Consider the following 21887-nt stretch of genomic DNA (forward strand, 5'->3'; position numbering starts at 1 on the left):
TCGGCGCGTCGGTGTTCTCAAGAACCGGTGTTTCAAGAACCGGTGGTCTCGCGAAGAGGGGGACACCGTTTCCGGTGTCCCCCTCTTCGGCCGCTATTCGCGCGCTGCCGTCAGATGCTCCGCGTGTTCCTGGAGGGAACGTACGCCGACGTCTCCGTGGTTGAGGGCGTCGATGCCCTGGACGGCCGCGGCGAGCGCCTGGACCGTCGTGAGGCACGGTACGGACCGGGCGACGGCCGCGGTACGGATCTCGTAGCCGTCGAGCCGGCCGCCGGTTCCGTAGGGCGTGTTGACGATGAGGTCGACCTCGCCTTCGTGGATGAGCTGGACGATCGTCTTCTCGCCGTTCGGGCCTTCGCCCTCGGACTGCTTGCGCACGATGGTCGCGTTGATGCCGTTGCGCTTGAGCACCTCGGCGGTCCCCGACGTGGCCATCAGCTCGAAGCCGTGGGCGACGAGTTCGCGGGCCGGGAAGATCATCGAGCGCTTGTCGCGGTTGGCGACGGAGATGAAGGCGCGGCCCTTGGTGGGCAGCGGGCCGTACGCGCCGGCCTGCGACTTGGCGTACGCCGTGCCGAAGACCGAGTCGATGCCCATGACCTCGCCGGTGGAGCGCATCTCCGGGCCGAGGACCGTGTCGACGCCGCGGCCGTGGATGTCGCGGAAGCGCGACCACGGCATGACGGCCTCCTTGACGGAGATCGGCGCGTCCAGCGGCAGGGTGCCGCCGTCGCCGTGCTTCGGCAGCAGACCCTCCTCGCGCAGCTCCGCGACGGTCGCGCCCAGCGAGATGCGGGCGGCTGCCTTCGCGAGCGGTACCGCGGTCGCCTTCGAGGTGAAGGGGACGGTGCGGGAGGCGCGCGGGTTGGCTTCGAGGACGTAGAGGATGTCGCCGGAGAGCGCGAACTGGATGTTGATCAGTCCGCGTACGCCGACGCCCTTGGCGATGCCCTCGGTGGAGGCCCGCAGCCGCTTGATGTCGTAGCCGCCGAGGGTGATCGGGGGCAGCGCGCAGGCGGAGTCGCCGGAGTGGATGCCGGCCTCCTCGATGTGCTCCATGACGCCGCCGAGGTAGAGCTCGGTGCCGTCGTAGAGCGCGTCGACGTCGATCTCGATGGCGTCGTCGAGGAAGCGGTCGACCAGGACCGGCCGGGTGGGGCTGATCTCGGTGGACTCGGCGATGTACGAGGAGAGCCGGGTCTCGTCGTAAACGATCTCCATACCGCGGCCGCCGAGCACGTAGGACGGACGGACGAGGACGGGGTAGCCGATCTCGTCGGCGATGGCCTTGGCCTCGGCGAAGGTGGTGGCGGTGCCGTGCTTCGGGGCGGGCAGGCCGGCCTCGGCCAGCACCCGGCCGAACGCGCCGCGGTCCTCGGCGGCGTGGATGGCCTCCGGGGAAGTGCCGACGACGGGAACGCCGTTGTCCTTGAGCGCCTGTGCCAGGCCCAGCGGGGTCTGGCCGCCGAGCTGGACGATGACACCCGCGATCGGGCCCGCGAGGGACTCCGCGTGCACGATCTCCAGCACGTCCTCGAGCGTCAGCGGCTCGAAGTACAGGCGGTCGGAGGTGTCGTAGTCGGTGGAGACCGTCTCCGGGTTGCAGTTGACCATCACGGTCTCGTAGCCGGCGTCGCTCAGGGCGAAGGAGGCGTGGACGCAGGAGTAGTCGAACTCGATGCCCTGGCCGATGCGGTTGGGGCCGGAGCCGAGAATGATCACCGCGGGCTTGGTGCGGGGCGCGACCTCGCTCTCCTCGTCGTAGGAGGAGTAGAAGTACGGCGTGTTCGCGGCGAACTCGGCCGCACAGGTGTCGACCGTCTTGTAGACCGGGCGGATGCCGAGCGCGTGCCGTACCTCACGGACGACGTCCTCGCGCAGGCCGCGGATCTCGGCGATCTGGACGTCCGAGAAGCCGTGCCGCTTGGCGTCGGCCAGCAGCTCGGGGACGAGCTTGTCGGCGGCGGCCAGCTCGTCGGCGATCTCCTTGATCAGGAAGAGCTGGTCGACGAACCAGGGGTCGATCTTCGTGGACTCGAAGACCTCTTCCTGGGTGGCGCCGGCCCGGATCGCCTGCATGACGGTGTTGATGCGGCCGTCGGTCGGGCGGACCGCCTCGGCCAGCAGCTCGGCCTTGTCGCCGGGCTCGCCGGTGAAGGCGAACTGCGAGCCCTTCTTCTCCAGGGAGCGCAGCGCCTTCTGCAGCGCCTCGGTGAAGTTCCGGCCGATCGCCATGGCCTCGCCCACCGACTTCATGGTGGTGGTGAGGGTGGAGTCGGCGGAGGGGAACTTCTCGAAGGCGAAGCGCGGGGCCTTGACCACGACGTAGTCGAGGGTCGGCTCGAAGGAGGCCGGCGTCTTCTCGGTGATGTCGTTCGGGATCTCGTCCAGCGTGTAGCCGACGGCCAGCTTGGCGGCGATCTTGGCGATCGGGAAGCCGGTGGCCTTGGAGGCGAGAGCCGAGGAGCGCGAGACGCGCGGGTTCATCTCGATCACGATGACCCGGCCGTCGACCGGGTCGATGGCGAACTGGATGTTGCAGCCGCCGGTGTCGACGCCTACCTCGCGGATGATCGCGATGCCGACGTCGCGCAGCCGCTGGTACTCGCGGTCGGTGAGCGTCATCGCCGGGGCGACGGTGATCGAGTCACCCGTGTGGACGCCCATCGGGTCGAAGTTCTCGATGGAGCAGACGACCACGACGTTGTCGTTCCTGTCGCGCATCAGCTCCAGCTCGTACTCCTTCCAGCCGAGGATGGACTCCTCCAGGAGCACCTCGGTGGTCGGGGAGAGCGTGAGGCCCTGTCCGGCGATGCGGCGCAGCTCCTCCTCGTCGTGGGCGAAGCCGGAGCCGGCGCCGCCCATGGTGAAGGAGGGGCGGACGACGACGGGGTAGCCGCCGAGCGTGTCGACGCCCTTGATGATGTCGTCCATCGTGTGGCAGATGACGGAGCGGGCGGACTCGCCGTATCCGATCTTGGCCTTGACGGCTTCGACCACGCCCTTGAAGAGCTCGCGGTCCTCGCCCTTGTTGATGGCCTCGACGTTGGCGCCGATGAGCTCGACGCCGTACTTCTCCAGGACACCGTTCTCGTGCATCGAGATCGCGGTGTTGAGGGCGGTCTGACCGCCCAGGGTCGGCAGCAGCGCGTCGGGGCGCTCCTTGGCGATGATCTTCTCGACGAACTCGGGGGTGATCGGCTCGACGTACGTGGCGTCGGCGATCTCCGGGTCGGTCATGATCGTCGCCGGGTTGGAGTTCACCAGGATGACGCGCAGGCCCTCGGCCTTGAGGACGCGGCAGGCCTGGGTGCCGGAGTAGTCGAACTCGGCGGCCTGGCCGATGACGATCGGACCGGAGCCGATGACCAGGACGGACTGGATATCGGAGCGCTTAGGCACGCTGGCCCTCCATCAGGGATACGAAACGGTCGAAGAGGTACGCGGCGTCGTGCGGGCCGGCGGCTGCTTCGGGGTGGTACTGGACGCTGAAGGCCGGCCGGTCGAGGAGCTGGAGGCCCTCGACGACCTGGTCGTTCAGGCAGACGTGGGAGACCTCGGCGCGCCCGTAGGCGGTGTCGGAGACCTTGTCGAGCGGGGCGTCGACGGCGAAGCCGTGGTTGTGCGCGGTGACCTCGACCTTGCCGGTCGAGCGGTCCTGCACGGGCTGGTTGATGCCGCGGTGGCCGTACTTCAGCTTGTACGTGCCGAAACCGAGCGCGCGGCCCAGGATCTGGTTGCCGAAGCAGATGCCGAAGAGCGGGGTCTGCCGCTCCAGGACGCCCTGCATGACGGAGACCGGGTGGTCGGCGGTGGACGGGTCGCCGGGGCCGTTGGAGAAGAAGACGCCGTCGGGCTCGACCGCGTACACCTCCTCCAGCGTGGCGGTGGCGGGCAGGACGTGCACCTCGATGCCGCGCTCGGCCATCCGGTGCGGGGTCATGCCCTTGATGCCGAGGTCGATCGCGGCGACCGTGAACTTCTTGGTGCCGATCGCGGGGACGACGTACGTCTCCTTGGTGGCGACCTCGGCGGAGAGGTCGGCGCCGTTCATCTCGGGGGCCTGGCGCACGCGGGCGAGGAGCGTGCCCTCGTCGGCGATGGCGTTGCCGGAGAAGATGCCGACGCGCATCGCGCCGCGCTCGCGCAGGTGGCGGGTGAGCGCGCGGGTGTCGATGCCGCTGATGCCGACGACGCCCTGGCTCACGAGTTCCTCGTCCAGCGAGCGCTGCGAGCGCCAGTTGGAGGGCACCCGGGCGGGGTCGCGCACGACGTAACCGGCGACCCAGATCTGCTGGGACTCGGGGTCCTCGTCGTTCACACCGGTGTTGCCGACGTGCGGGGCGGTCATCACGACGACCTGGCGGTGGTACGAGGGGTCGGTCAGCGTCTCCTGGTAGCCGGTCATGCCGGTGGAGAACACCGCCTCGCCGAAGGTCTCCCCCACAGCCCCGTAGGCGCGGCCGCGGAAGGAGCGGCCGTCCTCCAGGACGAGTACGGCGGGAGCTTTGGCGGCTCCCCGGGTGGAGATCGTCATCGTGCGGTGCCTTCCGTAGTGCTGGTGAGATGAGTGCTGGTGAGACCGTTGACGGCATCGACCCAGGCGGCGTGTTCGGCCGAGTGGCCGGAGCGGAACCCGGAGTCGATCAGCTGGTCGCCGAGCGCCCAGGTGATGACGAGCAGGCCGCCTTCCGGCAGGACCTTGCCTGCGAGTGCCTTGTCGGTCCGGGCGCCCCGCAGGTCGGCGGCGGGGACGAAGAAGTCCGTCGCGCCGGGCCGTACGACGCCGAGACCCTGCTCCGTGAGGGTGAGCTCGACGCGGCTGCGGGTGCCGAGGCCGTGGGCGACGATGCGGTCGAGCCACTGTCCGGCCGTCGTCGAGGCGTGGTAGCGCCCGGTCAGGGTGAGCAGCTTCTCGCCGTCCGCGAAGCCGTCCGGGGTGGTCGCGAGGTCGGAGAGACCGGACTGGAGACTGCCGCGCCACTTCCATCCCTGGCGCATCAGCCAGTAGACGAAGGCGATGAGGACGAGCAGTCCGATCACCCAGCTGATGCGGGCGGACCAGTCGGTCACTTCCGCCGACTTCTTCTCGGCGGCCAGTTGGTACAGCTGGTGGGTGGGGCTGAGTGTTGTCACGCGAGTTTCCCGTCGACGACCGTGGCACGGCCCCGCAGGAAGGTGTGGGTCACTCGGCCCGGCAGCTCGCGCCCCTCGTACGGGGTGTTGCGGCTGCGGGAGGCGAAGCCCGCGGGGTCCACGACTCCACGGTATGCCGGATCGACCAGGGTGAGGTTGGCGGGCTCGCCCTCCGAGACGGGCCGGCCGTGTCCGTCGAGGCGGCCGATGGCGGCGGGGCGGAACGACATCCGGTCGGCGACGCCCGCCCAGTCGAGCAGACCGGTCTCGACCATCGTCTGCTGGACGACGGAGAGCGCGGTCTCCAGGCCCACCATTCCCATGGCGGCCGCGGCCCACTCGCAGTCCTTGTCCTCGTGCGGGTGCGGGGCGTGGTCGGTGGCGACGCAGTCGATGGTGCCGTCGGCGAGGGCCTCGCGCAGGGCCAGGACGTCGGCCTCGGTACGCAGGGGCGGGTTCACCTTGTAGACCGGGTTGTAGGACCGTACGAGCTCGTCGGTGAGGAGCAGGTGGTGCGGGGTGACCTCGGCGGTGACGTTCCAGCCCTTGGACTTGGCCCAGCGGACGATCTCGACGGAGCCGGCGGTCGACAGGTGGCAGATGTGCACCCGGGAGTCGACGTGGGCCGCGAGCAGCACGTCGCGGGCGATGATCGACTCCTCGGCGACGGCGGGCCAGCCGCCGAGGCCGAGCTCGGCCGAGACGATGCCCTCGTTCATCTGGGCGCCTTCGGTGAGGCGGGGCTCCTGGGCGTGCTGGGCGACGACCCCGTCGAACGCCTTCACGTACTCCAGGGCGCGGCGCATGATCACCGCGTCGTCGACGCACTTGCCGTCGTCGGAGAAGACCTTCACTCCGGCGGCCGAATCGTGCATGGCTCCGAGCTCGGCGAGCTGCTTGCCCTCCAGGCCGACGGTGACGGCGCCGATGGGCTGCACGTCGCAGTAGCCGGACTCCTTGCCGAGCCGCCAGACCTGCTCGACGACTCCGGCGGTGTCGGCGACCGGGAAGGTGTTGGCCATGGCGTGCACGGCGGTGAAGCCGCCGACCGCCGCGGCCTTGGTGCCGGTCAGGACGGTCTCGGAGTCCTCGCGGCCGGGCTCGCGCAGGTGGGTGTGGAGGTCTACCAGGCCGGGCAGCAGGATCCGGCCCGCCGCCTCGATCACGGTGGCGTCGCCGGCGTCGAGCCCGGTGCCGACCGCCGCGATGGTCTCGCCGTCGATGAGGACGTCAGTGGGCTCGCCGCCGAGGACCTTCGCACCGCGGATAAGGATCTTGCTCATGGTTACTTGTTCTCCTCGGTACGGGCGGGAACCGCGGGGGCGGCAGGTGCGGCGGGCTCGGAACCGCCGAGCAGCAGGTAGAGCACGGCCATGCGGATCGAGACGCCGTTGGCGACCTGCTCGACGACCGTGCACCGGTCGGAGTCGGCGACCTCGGCGGTGATCTCCATGCCGCGGACCATCGGGCCGGGGTGCATGACGATGGCGTGCCCGGGCATCTTCGCCATCCGCTCGCCGTCCAGGCCGTAGCGGCGGGAGTACTCGCGCTCGGTCGGGAAGTACGCGGCGTTCATCCGCTCACGCTGCACACGAAGCATCATCACAGCGTCCGACGTCGGCAGCACCTCGTCGAGGCTGTAGCTGATGTCGCACGGCCACTGCTCGACGCCCACGGGGACCAGGGTGGGCGGGGCCACCAGGGTGACGTGGGCTCCGAGAGTGGTCAGGAGGTGGACGTTGGAGCGGGCGACGCGGCTGTGCAGGATGTCGCCGACGATCGTGATCCGGCGGCCGTCGAGGTCCTTGCCGAGTCCGGTGTCGGCCCCGACCAGCCTGCGGCGCATGGTGAAGGCGTCCAGGAGTGCCTGGGTGGGGTGCTCGTGCGTGCCGTCGCCGGCGTTGACGACCGCGCCGTCGATCCAGCCTGAGGTGGCCAGACGGTACGGGGCGCCGGAGGCGCCGTGCCGGATGACGACGGCATCCGCGCCCATCGCCTCCAGAGTCAGGGCGGTGTCCTTGAGCGACTCGCCCTTGGAGACCGAGGAGCCCTTGGCGGAGAAGTTGATGACATCGGCGGACAGCCGCTTGGCGGCCGCCTCGAAGGAGATGCGGGTACGCGTCGAGTCCTCGAAGAAGAGGTTGACGACGGTACGGCCGCGCAGGGTCGGGAGCTTCTTGATCGGCCGGTCCGCGACCCGGGCCATCTCCTCGGCGGTGTCGAGGATCAGGACGGCGTCGTCGCGGGTGAGGTCGGCGGCCGAGATGAGGTGGCGCTTCATCTGGGTGTTCTCCGGGTGGCTGGAGGGTTCAGGCGTGCGGGCGTGCGGAAGCCGCCGTACGGCAGGCAGGCCGTACGGGAAGGGCAGCTACTGCTCGACCGCCGGGGCGGCCTGCTCGACCCCGAGCAGCACGGCGTCACGGCCGTCCTCCTCGGCGAGCTGGACCTTGACCGTCTCCCGCAGCGACGTGGGGAGGTTCTTGCCGACGTAGTCGGCACGGATCGGGAGTTCGCGGTGTCCGCGGTCGACGAGGACCGCGAGCTGCACCGCGCGGGGCCGGCCGATGTCGCCGAGCGCGTCGAGTGCGGCGCGGATCGTGCGGCCGGAGAAGAGGACGTCGTCAACGAGGACGACCAGGCGGCCCTCGATGCCCTCACCGGGGATCTCGGTGCGTGCCAGGGCGCGCGCGGGGCGCATCCGCAGATCGTCGCGGTACATCGTGATGTCGAGCGATCCGACCGGCATCTTCCGGCCGGTGATCTCTTCGAGCTTGTCGGCGAGCCGGCGGGCGAGGAAAACGCCCCGGGTCGGGATGCCGAGAAGCACCACATCGTCGGCGCCCTTGGCGCGTTCGACGATCTCGTGGGCGATGCGGGTCAGTACTCGGGCGATGTCGGGAGCCTCGAGAACGGGGCGTGCCGCATTGCCGGTGGCGTCGTGCTGTGCGTCCATAAGAAACGGACCTCCTTCTCCGCCTCACTGGACGGATCTTAAAGGACGTCGAAATTGCTTCATCCACGTTACCAGGGCCTGAGCAGGGCCCTTGCCCCACCCCCGGGAGGTACCGGTCCGGACCATTCAGCTTGACGCACCCAAGTAACGCTGCGTAACCTCACAGTGAGTTACCAGCCACGCGGCGGAGCCGCACAATGTTCCAGCGTCCGGGGAGCCTTATGTCCAGCGAATACGCAAAACAGCTCGGGGCCAAGCTCCGTGCCATCCGCACCCAGCAGGGCCTCTCCCTCCACGGCGTGGAGGAGAAGTCCCAAGGCCGCTGGAAGGCCGTCGTGGTCGGCTCGTACGAGCGCGGCGACCGCGCCGTGACCGTGCAGCGCCTTGCCGAACTGGCGGACTTCTACGGCGTTCCGGTGCAGGAGCTGCTGCCCGGCACGACGCCCGGCGGGGCTGCCGAGCCGCCGCCGAAGCTCGTTCTCCAGCTCGAGCGCCTCGCCCACGTCCCGCCGGAGAAGGCCGGACCCCTGCAGCGCTACGCGGCGACGATCCAGAGCCAGCGCGGCGACTACAACGGCAAGGTCCTCTCGATCCGCCAGGACGACCTGCGCACGCTGGCCGTGATCTACGACCAGTCGCCGTCCGTGCTCACGGAGCAGCTGATCAGCTGGGGCGTCCTGGACGCGGACGCGCGGCGCGCGGTCGCTCACGACGAGGGCTGACCACCCCAGCAGAAACGTACCGCCGGGTCGGCGGGGCCCTTTCCGGGCGCCCCGCCGGACCCGGCGTTTCCGTTTTCCGGGCATGTCCCGGGCTGGACGGGCATCTCCGCGGCCGGACGGGCATGCCCGGGACTGGACGGGCATGCCCGGGGCCGTATTGGTCCAGCCGGTCCCCGGCATGCCGAAGGGCCCACGGTCGGGTGACCGTGGGCCCTTCGTCGGCAGAACGCCGCCGGAGGCTACTGCTCCCGGCGGAGGTTCGGCTTGAGGTCCTTGAAACGGGCCAGCAGGCCGTTCACGAAGGACGGGGAGTCATCGGTGGAGAACTCCTTGGCGATCTGCACCGCCTCGTCGATCACCACCGCGTCCGGTGTCGCGTCCACCCAGATCAGCTCGTACGCACCGAGCCGCAGGATGTTCCGGTCGACGACCGGCATGCGGTCGATCTCCCAGTCCACGGCGTAGGTGACGATGAGGTCGTCGATCCGGTCCGCGTACTGCGCGTACCCCTCGACGAGCTCCATCGTGTACTCGGTGACCGGCGGCTGACGGGTGTCGGACCGCGAGTGCCGGACCCAGTCCGCGAGGACCGTCTGCACGGACTCACCGCGCTGGTCGGCCTCGAAGAGGATCTGGAAGGCTCGCTTGCGGGCCGTATTCCGGGCAGCCACGGTTAGCTGTTCACCCGGCCGAGGTAATCGCCCGAGCGGGTGTCGACCTTGATCTTCTCACCGGTGGTGATGAAGAGCGGGACGCCGATCTCGTAGCCGGTCTCCAGCGTGGCGGGCTTGGTGCCACCGGTGGACCGGTCGCCCTGGACGCCCGGGTCCGTGTGCTGGATGGTCAGCTCGACGGCGGCAGGCAGCTCGACGTAGAGCACCTCGCCCTCGTGCTGGGCGACGGAGGCGGTGAAGCCCTCGATCAGGAAGTTGGCGGCGGCGCCGACAGACTTGCGGTCGACCATCAGCTGGTCGTAGGTGTCCATGTCCATGAAGACGAAGTACTCGCCGTCCATGTACGAGAACTGCATGTCGCGCCGGTCAATGGTGGCCGTCTCGACCTTCACGCCGGCGTTGAACGTCTTGTCGACGACCTTGCCGGACAGCACGTTCTTGAGCTTGGTGCGCACGAAGGCCGGGCCCTTGCCGGGCTTGACGTGCTGGAACTCGACGACGGACCAGAGCTGGCCTCCGTCGAGCTTGAGCACCAGGCCGTTCTTGAGGTCGTTCGTGGAAGCCACGGTTGCGGAATCTCCTGGACTGAAGCTGGTGGAACGGCCAAGGATGCGCGCTAGAGCGCGAGCAGCTCCTTGGTCGTAATGGTGAGTAGCTCGGGTCCGCCGTCCGCCTCGGGGCGCACGACGAGCGTGTCATCGATCCGGACTCCGCCCCGGCCCGGGAGGTGGACCCCCGGTTCGACGGTGACCGGCACACAAGCGTCCAGTTTACCCATGGCTGCAGGTGCCAGCTGCGGGTCCTCGTCGATTTCGAGCCCCACCCCGTGTCCGGTCCAGGGTGCGAGGCCCTCACCATGGCCTGCGGAGTCCAGTACATGACGGGCTGCGCGGTCCACGTCACGGTAGGCGGCGCCGGGCACGAGTGCCTCGCGTCCAGCCCGCTGAGCGGCGAAAACCAGGTCGTAAAGCTCGATCTGCCAGTCGGCCGGTGCCGTACCGATGACGAAGGTGCGGCCGATCTCGCACCGGTATCCGCGGTAGTTGGCACCGAGGCAGACGGAGAGAAAATCTCCTTCTTCCACCCGTCGGTCCGAGGGCCGGTGGCGGCCCCGGCCGGAGTTGGGGCCGGTGGCGACGGAGGTCGCGAAGGCGGGGCCGTCGGCGCCGTGGTCCACCAGTCGGCGTTCCAGTTCGAGCGCGAGATGTCGCTCCGTGCGGCCGACCAGGATGGATTCGAGGAGTTCGCCCAGCGCCTGGTCGGTGATCTCGGCGGCGATCCGCAGACAGCCGATCTCCTCCTCGTCCTTGACGATGCGCAGCTGCTCGACGGTGGCGCCGAGGTCGGCCAGCCGGAGCTTCGGGGCGACCGAGGCCATGGCCCGGTGCCGGGCGACCGTCAGATCGTGTTCCTCGACGGCCAGGGACTCCGCCCCGGCCGCGGAGGCCAGATCCGTGGCGGCCACCACCGGATCACCGCCGGTCACCGACAGCAGGTCCACCCGGAGGTGTTCGTCGGTGCGCCCGTCGGCCGGATCACCGGTCGGGGGGCGCGGACAGAGCAGGACGTCCTCGTAGGGGCCGAGCAGCAGCACGGCGCCCGGGGGCGCTCCGCCCGCGAGGTAGCGGACATTGGCGGGGCGGGAGACCAGGGCGGCCGCGGATCCGACGGCGGCGCACCGGTCGCGGAGCAGCCCGCGGCGGACGGCGTACACCTCTGACATACATCGAGCGTACGAGCGTGGGACCGGGCCCGCCCGGTCAGCGCACCCGACCGGGGTGCGGCGGCCCCTCAGCGGACGGGCGGCCCCGCCGGACGCCGGCTCACCAGGCCGGGGGGCTGGCGATCGATCGGGCGAGTATGTCGTCCAGGACGCGGGCGGTGGTCTCGACGTCGTACGTGGAGTTGTCGATGATGGGCAGCCCCGAGCCGTACCAGCCGGCCATCCGGCCGTGGATCCGGGCGACCTCCTCGTCGGAGAGACGGCGGTTGCCGCTGCGGGCGGCGTTGCGCTCCAGCACGATCTCCAGGCCCGGCAGCAGGACGACGGGAAGCAGCCCGGGGCCGACATGGCGTTTCCAGCCGCCGAGGCCGACGACGGGCCGGTCCGGGAAGACCGCGTCGTCGAGGATGCAGGAGATGCCGTTGGCCAGGAAATTGCGGGCCGCGAAGCCGCAGGTGCGGCGGGCCAGGCGGTACTGGGCCTCCGACTGGTCGTTCCATCCCGCCTGGGGATCGGCGAAGCCGGAGCAGACCCACTCACGGACGTCGTCGAGGCTGACGTGGGCGGTGGGGACCCGGCGGCGGGCGGCCCAGAGCTTGGCCACCGTGGTCTTCCCGGCGCCTGCCGGGCCGATCAGGAGCACGGCGAGGGTCGCGGTGCCGGTGCCGGGCTCGGCGGGCGGCGCGGGCAGCGGTACGGGCCCGCCCGGCGGCAGCTGGATGTGCCCGGTGGTCTCCCGGGAGACCGGGGCGGGGGCCTGGTGCGGCGCGGGCCCGGTCCAGCCCTGCCCCTGCGGGGAGGGCGGCGCCTGGGGCGGCGGGCCGGGGTGACCGGCAGGGGGCTGAGCGGGCGGCCCGGCGGGCAGAGGGCCCGGGTGGCCGGGGTGCTGGGCCTGGTGCGACCAGCCGACGGGTCCGTTTCCGGGTCCCTGGGGCGGCGGCAGCGGGGCCCCCACTGCGTGCTGCATCCGGTGGCACTCCGTCTCGTACAGGCAACTGGCGCTGGTGGAACGGCAACCGTACCTTCCCCGGCCGCCACGGAGGGAACGGCCGGGGAGGGTCCATAGTGCCCCGTCGGCCACTCGGCCTCCGGTGCGCAGGTGCGTCAGTCCGTCAGTTCGTCCGCGAGCGCGCGCAGGGCGAGCCGGTAGGAGCCGATGCCGAATCCGGCGACGGTCCCGGTGGCGACCGGTGCGACCACGGAGTTGTGCCGGAATTCCTCCCGGGCGTACGGGTTCGAGATGTGTACCTCGATCAGCGGGGCGGTGCGCTGGGAGGCCGCGTCCCTCATCCCGTACGAGTAGTGCGTGAAGGCGCCCGGGTTGAGAACGACCGGAATTGAGCCGTCCGCGGCCTCGTGGAGCCAGCGGATCAGCTCTCCCTCGTCGTTGGTCTCCCGGACGTCGACGTCGAAGCCGAGCTCCTTGCCGAGGGTGCGGCAGCTGTCGACGAGTCCGGCGTACGAGGTGGCTCCGTAGATATCGGGTTCCCGGGAGCCCAGCCGGCCGAGGTTGGGTCCGTTGAGGACGAACACCCGGCGGGTCACGCCGACACCTCCCCGTAGGCGGCGAGCAGAACGGCCGGGTCGGGGCCCTCCAGGACGGTGGGCTTGCCGAGGCCGTCCAGGACGATGAAGCGCAGCAGGTTGCCGCGGGACTTCTTGTCGACCTTCATGTTCTCCAGCAGCTTGGGCCACTGGTCGCCGCGGTAGGTGAGCGGCAGTCCCACGGACTCCAGGACGGCGCGGTGCCGGTCGGCGGTGGCGTCGTCCAGGCGTCCGGCCAGGCGGCCCAGTTCGGCGGCGAAGACCATGCCGACCGAGACGGCGGCACCGTGGCGCCACTTGTAGCGCTCGTTCTTCTCGATGGCGTGGGCCAGCGTGTGCCCGTAGTTGAGGATCTCGCGGAGCCCGGACTCCTTGAGGTCGCTGGAGACGACCTCTGCCTTGACCCGGATGGCCCGCTCGATGAGCTCTGCGGTGTGCGGTCCGGTCGGTGTGCGCGCGCCCTGCGGGTCCGCCTCGACGAGGTCGAGGATCACCGGGTCCGCGATGAAGCCGGCCTTGATGACCTCCGCCATGCCAGAGACGTAGTCGTTGACCGGCAGCGAGTCCAGCGCGGCCAGGTCGCAGAGCACCCCGGTCGGCGGGTGGAAGGCGCCGACGAGGTTCTTGCCCTCGGCGGTGTTGATGCCGGTCTTGCCGCCGACGGCCGCGTCGACCATGCCGAGCACGGTCGTGGGTACGGCGATCCAGCGCACTCCGCGCAGCCAGGAGGCGGCGACGAAGCCGGCGACGTCCGTGGTGGCGCCGCCGCCGATGCCGACGATGACGTCGGTGCGGGTGAAGCCGGTCTGGCCGAGCGCCTTCCAGCAGTAGGCGGCGACCTCGACGGTCTTGGCCTCCTCGGCGTTCGGCAGCTGGATCGCGATGGCCTCGTAGCCCTGGTCGGCGAGGTCCTGGCGGACCGCCTCGCCGGTCTCGGCGAGCGCCTCGGGGTGCAGGACCGCGACGCGCTGGGCGCGGTCACCGATGAGCGTGGGCAGCTCCCCGAGGAGCTGCCGGCCGATCAGCACCTCGTACGGGTCGGTGCCCGCACTGCCGGCGATCTGGATGCGGGTGGGGGCCTGGTCGGTCATCGTTGCGTTCTCCCGGCCGGACGGTGCGTCCGGCAGCTCCAGTGCGTCGAGGACCGCCTGGGCGACCTCTTCCGGTGTGCGCTCGTCGGTCGCGACGACCGCACGGGCCACCTCCGTGTAGAGGTGGCGGCGGGCCTCCATGAGCTCGCGCCACTGCCGGCGCGGGTTCACGGCGAGCAGCGGGCGCGCGGTGTTCAGCCCGACCCGCTTCACCGCCTCGTCGACATCCATCGAGAGGTAGACGACGGCGTGATCCGCGAGCAGGGCGCGCGTCTCCTCGTCGAGGACGGCGCCGCCGCCCAGCGAGAGGACTCCCCCGTGCTCGGCGACCGCGGCGCGGACGGCCTGCCGTTCCAGGGCACGGAAGTGCTCCTCGCCCTCGTCGTAGAAGATCTCCGAGATCGGCTTGCCGGCCGTGGCGACGACATCGGCGTCGGTGTCCCGGTAGCCGGTGCCCAGCCGGGCGGCGAGCAGTTCGCCGACCGTGGACTTGCCGACGCCCATCGGTCCGACCAGGACGATCAGCGGACCGCTCATCGGATCTGGAGGTGGTCGAGGTACGACTGGACGTTGCGGTGGGTCTCGGCGACGCTGTCGCCGCCGAACTTCTCCGCGACCGCGTCGGCGAGCACCAGCGCGACCATCGCCTCGGCGACGATGCCGGCCGCCGGAACGGCACAGACATCGGAGCGCTGGTGGTGCGCCTTGGCCGGCTCACCGGTCACCACGTCGACCGTGGCCAGCGCGCGCGGCACGGTCGCGATCGGCTTCATCGCGGCGCGGACGCGCAGCAGCTCACCGGTGGTCAGGCCGCCCTCGGTGCCTCCGGCGCGGCCGGAGGCACGCTTGATGCCGTCCTCCGTCACCAGGATCTCGTCGTGCGCCTGCGATCCGGGCACCCGGGCGAGGTCGAAGCCGTCGCCGACCTCGACGCCCTTGATGGCCTGGATGCCCATGAGCGCGGCGGCGAGACGGGCGTCGAGCCGACGGTCCCAGTGCACATGCGAACCGAGGCCGACCGGCACTCCGTACGCCAGCACCTCGACCACACCGCCGAGCGTGTCACCGTCCTTGTGGGCCTGGTCGATCTCGGCGATCATCTGCTTGCTCGCGGTGGCGTCGAGGCAGCGCACCGGGTCGGCATCCAGCTTCTCGACGTCGGCGGGCACCGGGTAGACCCCGTACGGCGCCTTGGCCGCTGCGAGTTCCACCACGTGGCTGACGATCTCGATGCCGGCCGTCTCCTTGAGGTACGACCGGGCGACGGCGCCGAGGGCGACGCGGGCCGCGGTCTCCCGGGCGCTGGCGCGCTCCAGGATCGGCCGGGCCTCGTCGAAGCCGTACTTCTGCATACCGGCGAGGTCGGCGTGGCCGGGCCGGGGCCGGGTCAGCGGGGCGTTACGGGCCTGGGCGGCCAGTACGTCGGGGTCGACCGGGTCGGCCGACATGACCTGCTCCCACTTGGGCCACTCGGTGTTGCCCACCATCACGGCGACGGGCGAGCCCATGGTCAGGCCGTGCCGCACCCCGCCGAGGAAGGTGACCTCGTCCTTCTCGAACTTCATCCGGGCGCCGCGCCCGTAACCGAGCCGTCGCCTGGCGAGCGCGTCCGCCACCATCTCCGTGGTGACGGGGATACCGGCGGGAAGACCCTCCAGCGTCGCCACCAGTGCGGGGCCGTGCGACTCTCCGGCGGTCAGCCAGCGCAACCTGCTCAACGGTGCTCCTCATGCTCGCGCCTGTAACTGCAACGGCGCGACCGGGTGCGCGGCCCTGGCCCGCCGCCCTCGATCCTCCCACGACCGGGCCCCCCGGCCCGCCGCCGGTCCAGCAGACGGACGTACCGGGCGGGCCGGATGTGCGGTCAGCGGGCGGCCAGCGCCTGTTCGCCGGCCCGGCGCATGGCGGCCAGCGGCGCGGGCGCACGGCCCGTCATCTGCTCGACCTGGAGGACGGCCTGGTGGACCAGGAGGTCAAGACCTCCGACGATTGCGCCGTCGCGGGCCGCCCAGGCGGATGCGAGTCCGGTGGGCCAGGGCTCGTACAGCACGTCGAAGAGCGTGCCGGGACGGTCCGGTACGGCGTCCGTCAGCCCGTCCGTGGCCCCGGCCGGCGTGGTCGCGATGATCAGCGGGGCGTGCAGTGCCTGCTCGGCCTCGGCCCAGTCGGCGATCCGCACGTCGACCCCGAGCCGCTCGCCCCAGCCGCGCATCTCGTCACCGCGCTCGCGGCTCCTGACATAGGCGGTCACCGGTCCCGTACAGATCTGCGAGAGCGCGGCGAGTGCGGACGATGCGGTGGCTCCGGCGCCGAGGACGGCGGCGGACTCGGTCTTCTCGACACCGCGCTCGCGCAGGGCGGCGATCATGCCGGGGATATCCGTGTTGTCGCCGGTGCGGCGCCCGTCATCGGTGAAGACGACCGTGTTCACGGCCTCGACGGAGGCGGCGGTCTCGCTGACCGAGTCCAGCAGCGGGATGATCGCACGCTTCAGCGGCATGGTGAGGGAGAGCCCGGCCCAGGAGGAATCCAGGCCATCGACGAAGCCGGGGAGCGCCGCCTCGTCCACGTCGAACCGGTCGTACGACCAGTCGCCGAGGCCGAGTTCGGCGTATGCGGCCCGGTGCAGGACCGGGGAGAGCGAGTGGGCAATGGGCGAGCCGAGAACGGCTGCCCGGTTGCGTGGGTCAGTCGAGGCCATGCAGTTCCTTGAACTTCTCGTTGAGCTTCTCGTGCTCCGCGGCCGTCTTGGTGAACTGGGTCTTCTTCCCGTCGAGCGAGATGAAGAACATCCAGCCGCCGGCGGTGGGACTCAGCGTCGCACGCAGGGCTTCGTCCCCGGGGTTGCTGATGGGGCCGGGCGGCAGACCGGCGTGGTAGTAGGTGTTGTAGGGATCCGGATTGGTCCGGATCTCGTTCGACCTGATCTTGATCTCGCTCTGGTTCTTGAGGTAATTGAACGCCGAGTCGAATTCGAGCTTGCGGTTCGTCGCCACGTTGTCGGACTTCAGGCGGTTGTAGACGACTTCGGCCATCTTGCGGAAGTCGTCATGCGTGAGGCCTTCCGCCTGGACCAGGCTGGCCACGGTGAGCACCTGCCACGGACCGTCCAGGTTGTACTTCTTGGCGGTTCCTTCGAGGTCGAGATCCTCGTACTCCTCGTTGGACCGCGAGACCATCTTCTTGAGGATCGCCTCGGGCTTGGTTTCCTTCGTGACCGGATATGCGGCCGGGTAGAGGAATCCTTCCAGCGGGTCCTTGATGTCCTTGTTCTTGCCCACCCAGCCGGGCAGGCCCAGATCGGCCTTCCTGGACGTGGCGACGGCCTTGGTCGTGCCCTTCTTGAGATCCAGCTTCGCGTCGATCATCGCGTAGACGGCGACATTGCGAGAGCCCTCGGGGATGATCAGAAGGTTCTGGCTCTTCGGGTCGACCATCATCTTCACGGCCTCGGACGCCGACATCTCCTCGTGGAGGAGATAGACCCCGGCCTGGATCGACTTCCCCTTGGGGTTCTCGTTCTGCGCGGAGACGAACGCGTCGACGCTCTTGACCACACCCAGCTTCTTCAGGATGTTGCCGATGTCGTATCCGTACGCGCCCTTCGGGATCTCCACCTCGACCGAACCCGAGCCGCTGCCCGAATAGTCGGGGGCCGAACCGAATTTGTCCTTGTAGAACGAGTAGCCGAAGTAGCCCACTCCCCCGAGGCCGCCAGCCAGGACGAGGGAGACGACCAGGCAGGCGCAGCCGCTGCGCCCCTTCTTCTTCTTGCCCTTGCCGCGCCGCTCGCCTCCGCCGTCACCGCGGCGGGACTCGCGGGGGTCGTCGTCGTAGTCGTCGTCCTTGGCGTCGCCGTCGTCCGCGCCCGTGAAGAAGGGGTGCGTCTCCTCCGGCTGGACCTCGGGGTCCCAGTCCGGATTCTGCTCAGGAGCCTGCGCGGGGGCCGCTTCGCGGCGGCCCGGGGGCTGCGGCGGCGGATACGCCTCAGGGGTGCCGTAGTAGTCGTTCGTCTCGCTGTAACCGTACGAGGCGTCCGGCTGGCCCTCGTACGGCATCGCGGCGGGCTGCTGACCGGTGTCCCAGCCGCCGTTGTACGGCTGCTGCTGGGCGTACGGATCCTGCTGGGCGTCGTACGGCGGCTGCTGCTGGTACTGCGGCTGCTGAGCGTACGGATCTTGCTGCTGCTGGGCGTAAGGGTCCTGCGCCTGCTGCTGCTGCTGCGCGTAAGGGTCCTGCGGCTGCTGCTGGGCGTACGGGTCGTGCTGCTGCTGTGCGTAAGGGTCCTGCTGCTGCTGATGCTGCTGCGCGTAAGGGTCCTGCGGCTGCCGGCCCCCGTACTGGCTCTGGCCGTGGGCAGGCTGCTGGCCTCCCCATCCCTGGTCCCCGTACAGGGGATCCTCGGGATGCCACGGTTCGGAGCCGGGGCCCCGGCCATACTCAGTCATCGATCCCCTTGAGCCGCGAGACGATGTTCCGTCTCTTTGCTGTGCGGTGTTTGTTCGAACCCCGCCGCATCGCGCGGAACGTTACCGTATCGCGATCAGACAACCACTTCGACGCCCTCGCCGGGCGGATTGCCCGAGGCCCGTTCGGACTCCAGAGCGTTCTGGAGGATCACCACAGCGGCAGCCTGGTCGATGACGGATCGGCCTTTTTTGGACTTCACGCCCGATGCGCGCAGCCCCTGACTGGCCGTCACTGTGGTCATCCTCTCGTCCACCAATCGCACCGGAATGGGTGCAACCGCACGGGCGAGCACATCGGTGAAGGCGCGGACCTTGGCCGCGGCCGGTCCCTCACCGCCACCCAAGGACCGGGGCAGACCGACGATGACCTCGATCGGCTCGTACTCCTGGACGATCTGGCCGAGGCGCCGGTGGGCGGCCGGGACGTCGCGTCCCGGCACGGTCTCCACCGGCGTGGCCAGGATCCCGTCGGGGTCGCACGAGGCGACCCCGATCCGGGCGTCCCCGACGTCGATCGCCAGGCGGCGACCGCGGCGCATCGTCATGTCCGGCGTCACGCCGTCTCGGTGACGAGGCGTTCGACAGCGGCGACGGCGTCGCCGATGGCGTCCGGGTTCTGGCCGCCGCCCTGGGCGACGTCCGGCTTGCCGCCGCCACCGCCACCGAGCGTCTTCGCGGCGGTACGGACCAGGTCGCCGGCCTTGAGGCCGCGCTCACGGGCGGCCTCGTTGGTGGCGATGACGGTCAGCGGACGGCCGTTGGCCGTGGTGAACAGGGCCACGACGGCCGGCCGGCCGCCCTGGATGCGCCCGCGGACGTCGAGGACGAGCTTGCGCAGGTCGTCGGCGGAGGTGCCGTCCGGTACCTGACCGGTGACCAGAGCGACGCCCCGTACGTCCTTGGCGGAGTCGACCAGGCCTGCGGCAGCCTGGAGGACCTTCTCCGCGCGGAACTTCTCGATCTCCTTCTCGGCGTCCTTCAGCTTGCCGAGCATGGAGGCGATCTTCTCCGGGAGCTCCTCGGAACGGCCCTTGACCAGCTCCTGGAGCTGGGCGACGACCGTGTGCTCCTTGGCGAGGAAGTTGTACGCGTCGACGCCGACGAGGGCCTCGATGCGGCGGACGCCGGAACCGATGGACGACTCACCGAGCAGCTTCACCAGGCCGAGCTGGGCGGTGTTGCCTACATGCGTGCCGCCGCACAGCTCCTTGGAGAAGTCGCCGATCGTCACGACGCGGACCCGCTCGCCGTACTTCTCGCCGAACTCGGCGATGGCGCCCTGCTTCTTGGCCTCGTCGATCGACATGACCTCGGCCTGCACGTCGAGCTCCCGCGAGAGGACCTCGTTGATCTTCTGCTCGACGTCGACGAGGACCGTGCCGGGCACGGCGGCGGGCGAACCGAAGTCGAAGCGGAAACGGCCCGGGGAGTTCTCCGAACCGGCCTGGGCGGCCGTCGGGCCCAGCGCGTCGCGCAGCGCCTGGTGCGTGAGGTGGGTGGCGCTGTGGGCGCGGGCGATCGCGCGGCGGCGGGTGTTGTCGATGGTGGCGAGGGCCGAGGCACCGACCGTCACCTCGCCCACCTGGACCGAGCCCTTGTGGACGGAGACGCCGGGGACCGGCTGCTGGACGTCGCGCACCTGGATGACGGCACCGTTGTGGAGCCGGATCCGGCCCTGGTCGGCGAGCTGCCCGCCGCCTTCGGCGTAGAACGGGGTGCGGTCCAGGACGACCTCGACCTCGTCGCCCTCGGAGGCGGCGGGCGAGGAGACGCCGTCGACGAGAAGACCGACGATGGTCGACTCGCCCTCGGTGGAGGTGTAGCCGGTGAACTCGGTGACCCCGGCGTGGTCGGCGACCTCCCGGTAGGCGGACAGGTCGGCGTGACCGGTCTTCTTGGCCCTGGCGTCGGCCTTGGCCTTGTCGCGCTGCTCCTGCATGAGGCGGCGGAAGCCGTCCTCGTCCACGGACAGGCCCTGTTCGGCGGCCATCTCCAGGGTGAGGTCGATCGGGAAGCCCCAGGTGTCGTGGAGCAGGAACGCCTTGTCACCGGCGATGACCCGGCCGCCGGCGGCCTTGGTCTCGGTGACCGCGGTCTCCAGGATGTTGGTGCCACCCTTGATGGCCTTGAGGAAGGCGGCTTCCTCGGCGAGAGCGACGGTCTCGATGCGCTTGCGGTCGGTGATCAGCTCGGGGTACTGCTGCCCCATCGTGTTGATCACGACGTCGACCAACTCGTTCACGACCGAACCGGTGGCGCCCATCAGCCGCATGTTGCGGATCGCCCGGCGCATGATGCGGCGCAGCACGTAGCCGCGGCCCTCGTTGCCGGGAGTGACGCCGTCGCCGATGAGCATCGCGGAGGTACGGATGTGGTCGGCGACCACGCGGAGCGAGACGTCGGTGCTCTGGGCGGCGCCGTAGCGCACCCCGGTGAGCTCGGTGGCCTTGTCCATGACGACGCGCAGGGTGTCGGTCTCGTACATGTTCTGCACGCCCTGCAGGATCATCGCGAGGCGTTCGAGGCCGAGGCCAGTATCGATGTTCTTGGACGGCAGGTCGCCGAGGATCGGGAAGTCGTCCTTGCCGTCACCGGCGCCGCGCTCGTACTGCATGAAGACCAGGTTCCAGATCTCCACGTACCGCTCGTCGTTCACGGCCGGGCCGCCCTCGACGCCGAACTCGGGGCCGCGGTCGTAGTTGATCTCGGAACAGGGGCCACAGGGGCCGGGGACGCCCATGGACCAGAAGTTGTCCTTCTTGCCCAGGCGCTGGATGCGCTCGGCGGGGACACCGATCTTGTCGCGCCAGATCTGCTCGGCCTCGTCGTCGTCGAGGTAGACCGTGATCCACAGCCGCTCGGGGTCGAGGGCGAAGCCGCCGTCCGCCACGGAGCTGGTCAGCAGCTCCCAGGCGTACTCGATGGCGCCTTCCTTGAAGTAGTCGCCGAAGGAGAAGTTCCCGCACATCTGGAAGAAGGTGCCGTGCCGGGTGGTCTTGCCGACCTCTTCGATGTCCGGCGTACGGACACACTTCTGCACGCTGGTGACGCGCGGGGCGGGCGGCTTGACCTCACCGAGGAAGTACGGCTTGAAGGGCACCATGCCGGCCGGGACGAGCAGCAGAGTCGGGTCGTCCGCGATGAGCGACGCCGAAGGGACAACGGTGTGACCGCGCTCCTCGTAGAAGCTCAGCCAGCGGCGACGAATTTCGGCCGACTCCATCAGTGGTCCTCATTCCGGTTGTACGAGTTGTAGGTGCGTGACGTGCGGGGAAGCGTGCGGTGCGCCTCGGGCTCGGACGCCTCGACGGCGAAGTGGCGCTGCACGGGGAGATCGGGGTCGACCGGCGCTTCGAGCCCGAGCGCCTCACCCAGTTCGGCCTCACGCCTGACCATGCCCTCGCGGACGTCCAGGGCGAAATCCTTGAGCTTGTGACCGGCCACGAGCGCCTTGTCCGCGGCCTGCGCCGCGAGGCTCTCGGGGGTCAGCTGCTTGATCTTCCGGTTGACCTTGGTGGTGGCCCATACTCCGGCGGCTGCGCCGGCGGTGAACCAGAACGTACGGCGGAACATC

At 70.0% G+C, this 21887-nt stretch carries 19 protein-coding genes; 1 reads left to right on the forward strand and 18 read right to left on the reverse strand.

The window, feature by feature from the left end; all coding sequences use genetic code 11:
- Positions 1 to 93 precede the first annotated feature (93 nt).
- From carB to pyrR, 6 genes are all read right to left on the reverse strand, one after another.
- Complete coding sequence (carB, locus tag ACIOEW_RS38880) at positions 94 to 3402, reverse strand: carbamoyl-phosphate synthase large subunit (protein WP_362555040.1); 3309 nt, start codon at positions 3400 to 3402, stop codon at positions 94 to 96.
- Positions 3395 to 4537 (reverse strand): glutamine-hydrolyzing carbamoyl-phosphate synthase small subunit, encoded by a 1143-nt coding sequence (carA, locus tag ACIOEW_RS38885; protein ID WP_362555042.1) that lies wholly within the window; start codon positions 4535 to 4537, stop codon positions 3395 to 3397. The genes carB and carA overlap by 8 nt, the downstream gene beginning before the upstream one ends.
- Positions 4534 to 5136 (reverse strand): hypothetical protein, encoded by a 603-nt coding sequence (locus ACIOEW_RS38890; RefSeq protein ID WP_401970081.1) that lies wholly within the window; start codon positions 5134 to 5136, stop codon positions 4534 to 4536. The genes carA and ACIOEW_RS38890 overlap by 4 nt, the downstream gene beginning before the upstream one ends.
- Positions 5133 to 6419 carry a dihydroorotase gene (locus ACIOEW_RS38895; protein WP_362555046.1) on the reverse strand — a complete coding sequence of 429 codons (1287 nt, stop codon included), beginning with the start codon at positions 6417 to 6419 and terminating at the stop codon, positions 5133 to 5135. The genes ACIOEW_RS38890 and ACIOEW_RS38895 overlap by 4 nt, the downstream gene beginning before the upstream one ends.
- 2 nt (positions 6420 to 6421) lie before the next feature.
- Positions 6422 to 7417 (reverse strand): aspartate carbamoyltransferase catalytic subunit, encoded by a 996-nt coding sequence (locus tag ACIOEW_RS38900; protein WP_362555048.1) that lies wholly within the window; start codon positions 7415 to 7417, stop codon positions 6422 to 6424.
- Between the two features lie 87 nt (positions 7418 to 7504).
- Positions 7505 to 8089: a bifunctional pyr operon transcriptional regulator/uracil phosphoribosyltransferase PyrR gene (gene pyrR, locus ACIOEW_RS38905; protein ID WP_266776531.1), complete on the reverse strand. Its 585-nt coding sequence runs from the start codon at positions 8087 to 8089 to the stop codon at positions 7505 to 7507.
- 221 nt (positions 8090 to 8310) lie between these two features.
- Between pyrR and bldD the strand changes: the two genes are divergently transcribed.
- Entirely contained in the window at positions 8311 to 8811 is a 501-nt protein-coding gene (bldD, locus tag ACIOEW_RS38910) for a transcriptional regulator BldD (protein WP_018103903.1), read from the forward strand.
- A gap of 239 nt (positions 8812 to 9050) precedes the next feature.
- Here bldD and nusB read toward each other — a convergent pair whose 3' ends face one another.
- The 12 genes from nusB to ACIOEW_RS38970 form a co-directional block, all read right to left on the reverse strand.
- The gene (nusB, locus tag ACIOEW_RS38915; protein ID WP_024490948.1) at positions 9051 to 9482 is read right to left on the reverse strand and encodes a transcription antitermination factor NusB; all 432 of its coding nucleotides are present in this window, start codon (positions 9480 to 9482) and stop codon (positions 9051 to 9053) included.
- 2 nt (positions 9483 to 9484) lie between these two features.
- Positions 9485 to 10051 (reverse strand): elongation factor P, encoded by a 567-nt coding sequence (efp, locus tag ACIOEW_RS38920; protein WP_362555051.1) that lies wholly within the window; start codon positions 10049 to 10051, stop codon positions 9485 to 9487.
- 50 nt (positions 10052 to 10101) lie between these two features.
- Complete coding sequence (locus ACIOEW_RS38925; protein ID WP_401970084.1) at positions 10102 to 11208, reverse strand: aminopeptidase P family protein; 1107 nt, start codon at positions 11206 to 11208, stop codon at positions 10102 to 10104.
- Positions 11209 to 11308: 100 nt separating this feature from the next.
- Positions 11309 to 12175: a Pro-rich N-terminal domain-containing protein gene (locus ACIOEW_RS38930; protein WP_401970086.1), complete on the reverse strand. Its 867-nt coding sequence runs from the start codon at positions 12173 to 12175 to the stop codon at positions 11309 to 11311.
- A gap of 137 nt (positions 12176 to 12312) precedes the next feature.
- Complete coding sequence (aroQ, locus tag ACIOEW_RS38935) at positions 12313 to 12753, reverse strand: type II 3-dehydroquinate dehydratase (RefSeq protein ID WP_350996286.1); 441 nt, start codon at positions 12751 to 12753, stop codon at positions 12313 to 12315.
- Positions 12750 to 14381 (reverse strand): 3-dehydroquinate synthase, encoded by a 1632-nt coding sequence (gene aroB / locus ACIOEW_RS38940; RefSeq protein ID WP_362555057.1) that lies wholly within the window; start codon positions 14379 to 14381, stop codon positions 12750 to 12752. Before aroB ends, aroQ begins: the two co-directional genes overlap by 4 nt.
- Positions 14378 to 15562, reverse strand: coding sequence for a chorismate synthase (gene aroC / locus ACIOEW_RS38945; RefSeq protein WP_362555058.1), 1185 nt, complete (start codon positions 15560 to 15562; stop codon positions 14378 to 14380). The genes aroB and aroC overlap by 4 nt, the downstream gene beginning before the upstream one ends.
- Before the next feature lie 146 nt (positions 15563 to 15708).
- The gene (locus ACIOEW_RS38950) at positions 15709 to 16545 is read right to left on the reverse strand and encodes a shikimate dehydrogenase (protein ID WP_401970088.1); all 837 of its coding nucleotides are present in this window, start codon (positions 16543 to 16545) and stop codon (positions 15709 to 15711) included.
- Complete coding sequence (gene mltG / locus ACIOEW_RS38955) at positions 16532 to 18292, reverse strand: endolytic transglycosylase MltG (protein WP_401970090.1); 1761 nt, start codon at positions 18290 to 18292, stop codon at positions 16532 to 16534. Before mltG ends, ACIOEW_RS38950 begins: the two co-directional genes overlap by 14 nt.
- A gap of 95 nt (positions 18293 to 18387) precedes the next feature.
- Positions 18388 to 18852, reverse strand: a complete 465-nt coding sequence (gene ruvX / locus ACIOEW_RS38960; protein WP_401970103.1) for a Holliday junction resolvase RuvX — start codon at positions 18850 to 18852, stop codon at positions 18388 to 18390.
- Between the two features lie 14 nt (positions 18853 to 18866).
- On the reverse strand, positions 18867 to 21536 hold the full coding sequence (alaS, locus tag ACIOEW_RS38965; protein WP_401970092.1) for an alanine--tRNA ligase: 2670 nt from the start codon (positions 21534 to 21536) through the stop codon (positions 18867 to 18869).
- The gene (locus tag ACIOEW_RS38970) at positions 21536 to 21886 is read right to left on the reverse strand and encodes a DUF6167 family protein (protein ID WP_401970095.1); all 351 of its coding nucleotides are present in this window, start codon (positions 21884 to 21886) and stop codon (positions 21536 to 21538) included. Before ACIOEW_RS38970 ends, alaS begins: the two co-directional genes overlap by 1 nt.
- Between the last annotated feature and the right edge of the window lies 1 nt (position 21887).

This window comes from Streptomyces sp. NPDC087901, from assembly GCF_044742205.1.
Taxonomy (GTDB): domain Bacteria; phylum Actinomycetota; class Actinomycetes; order Streptomycetales; family Streptomycetaceae; genus Streptomyces.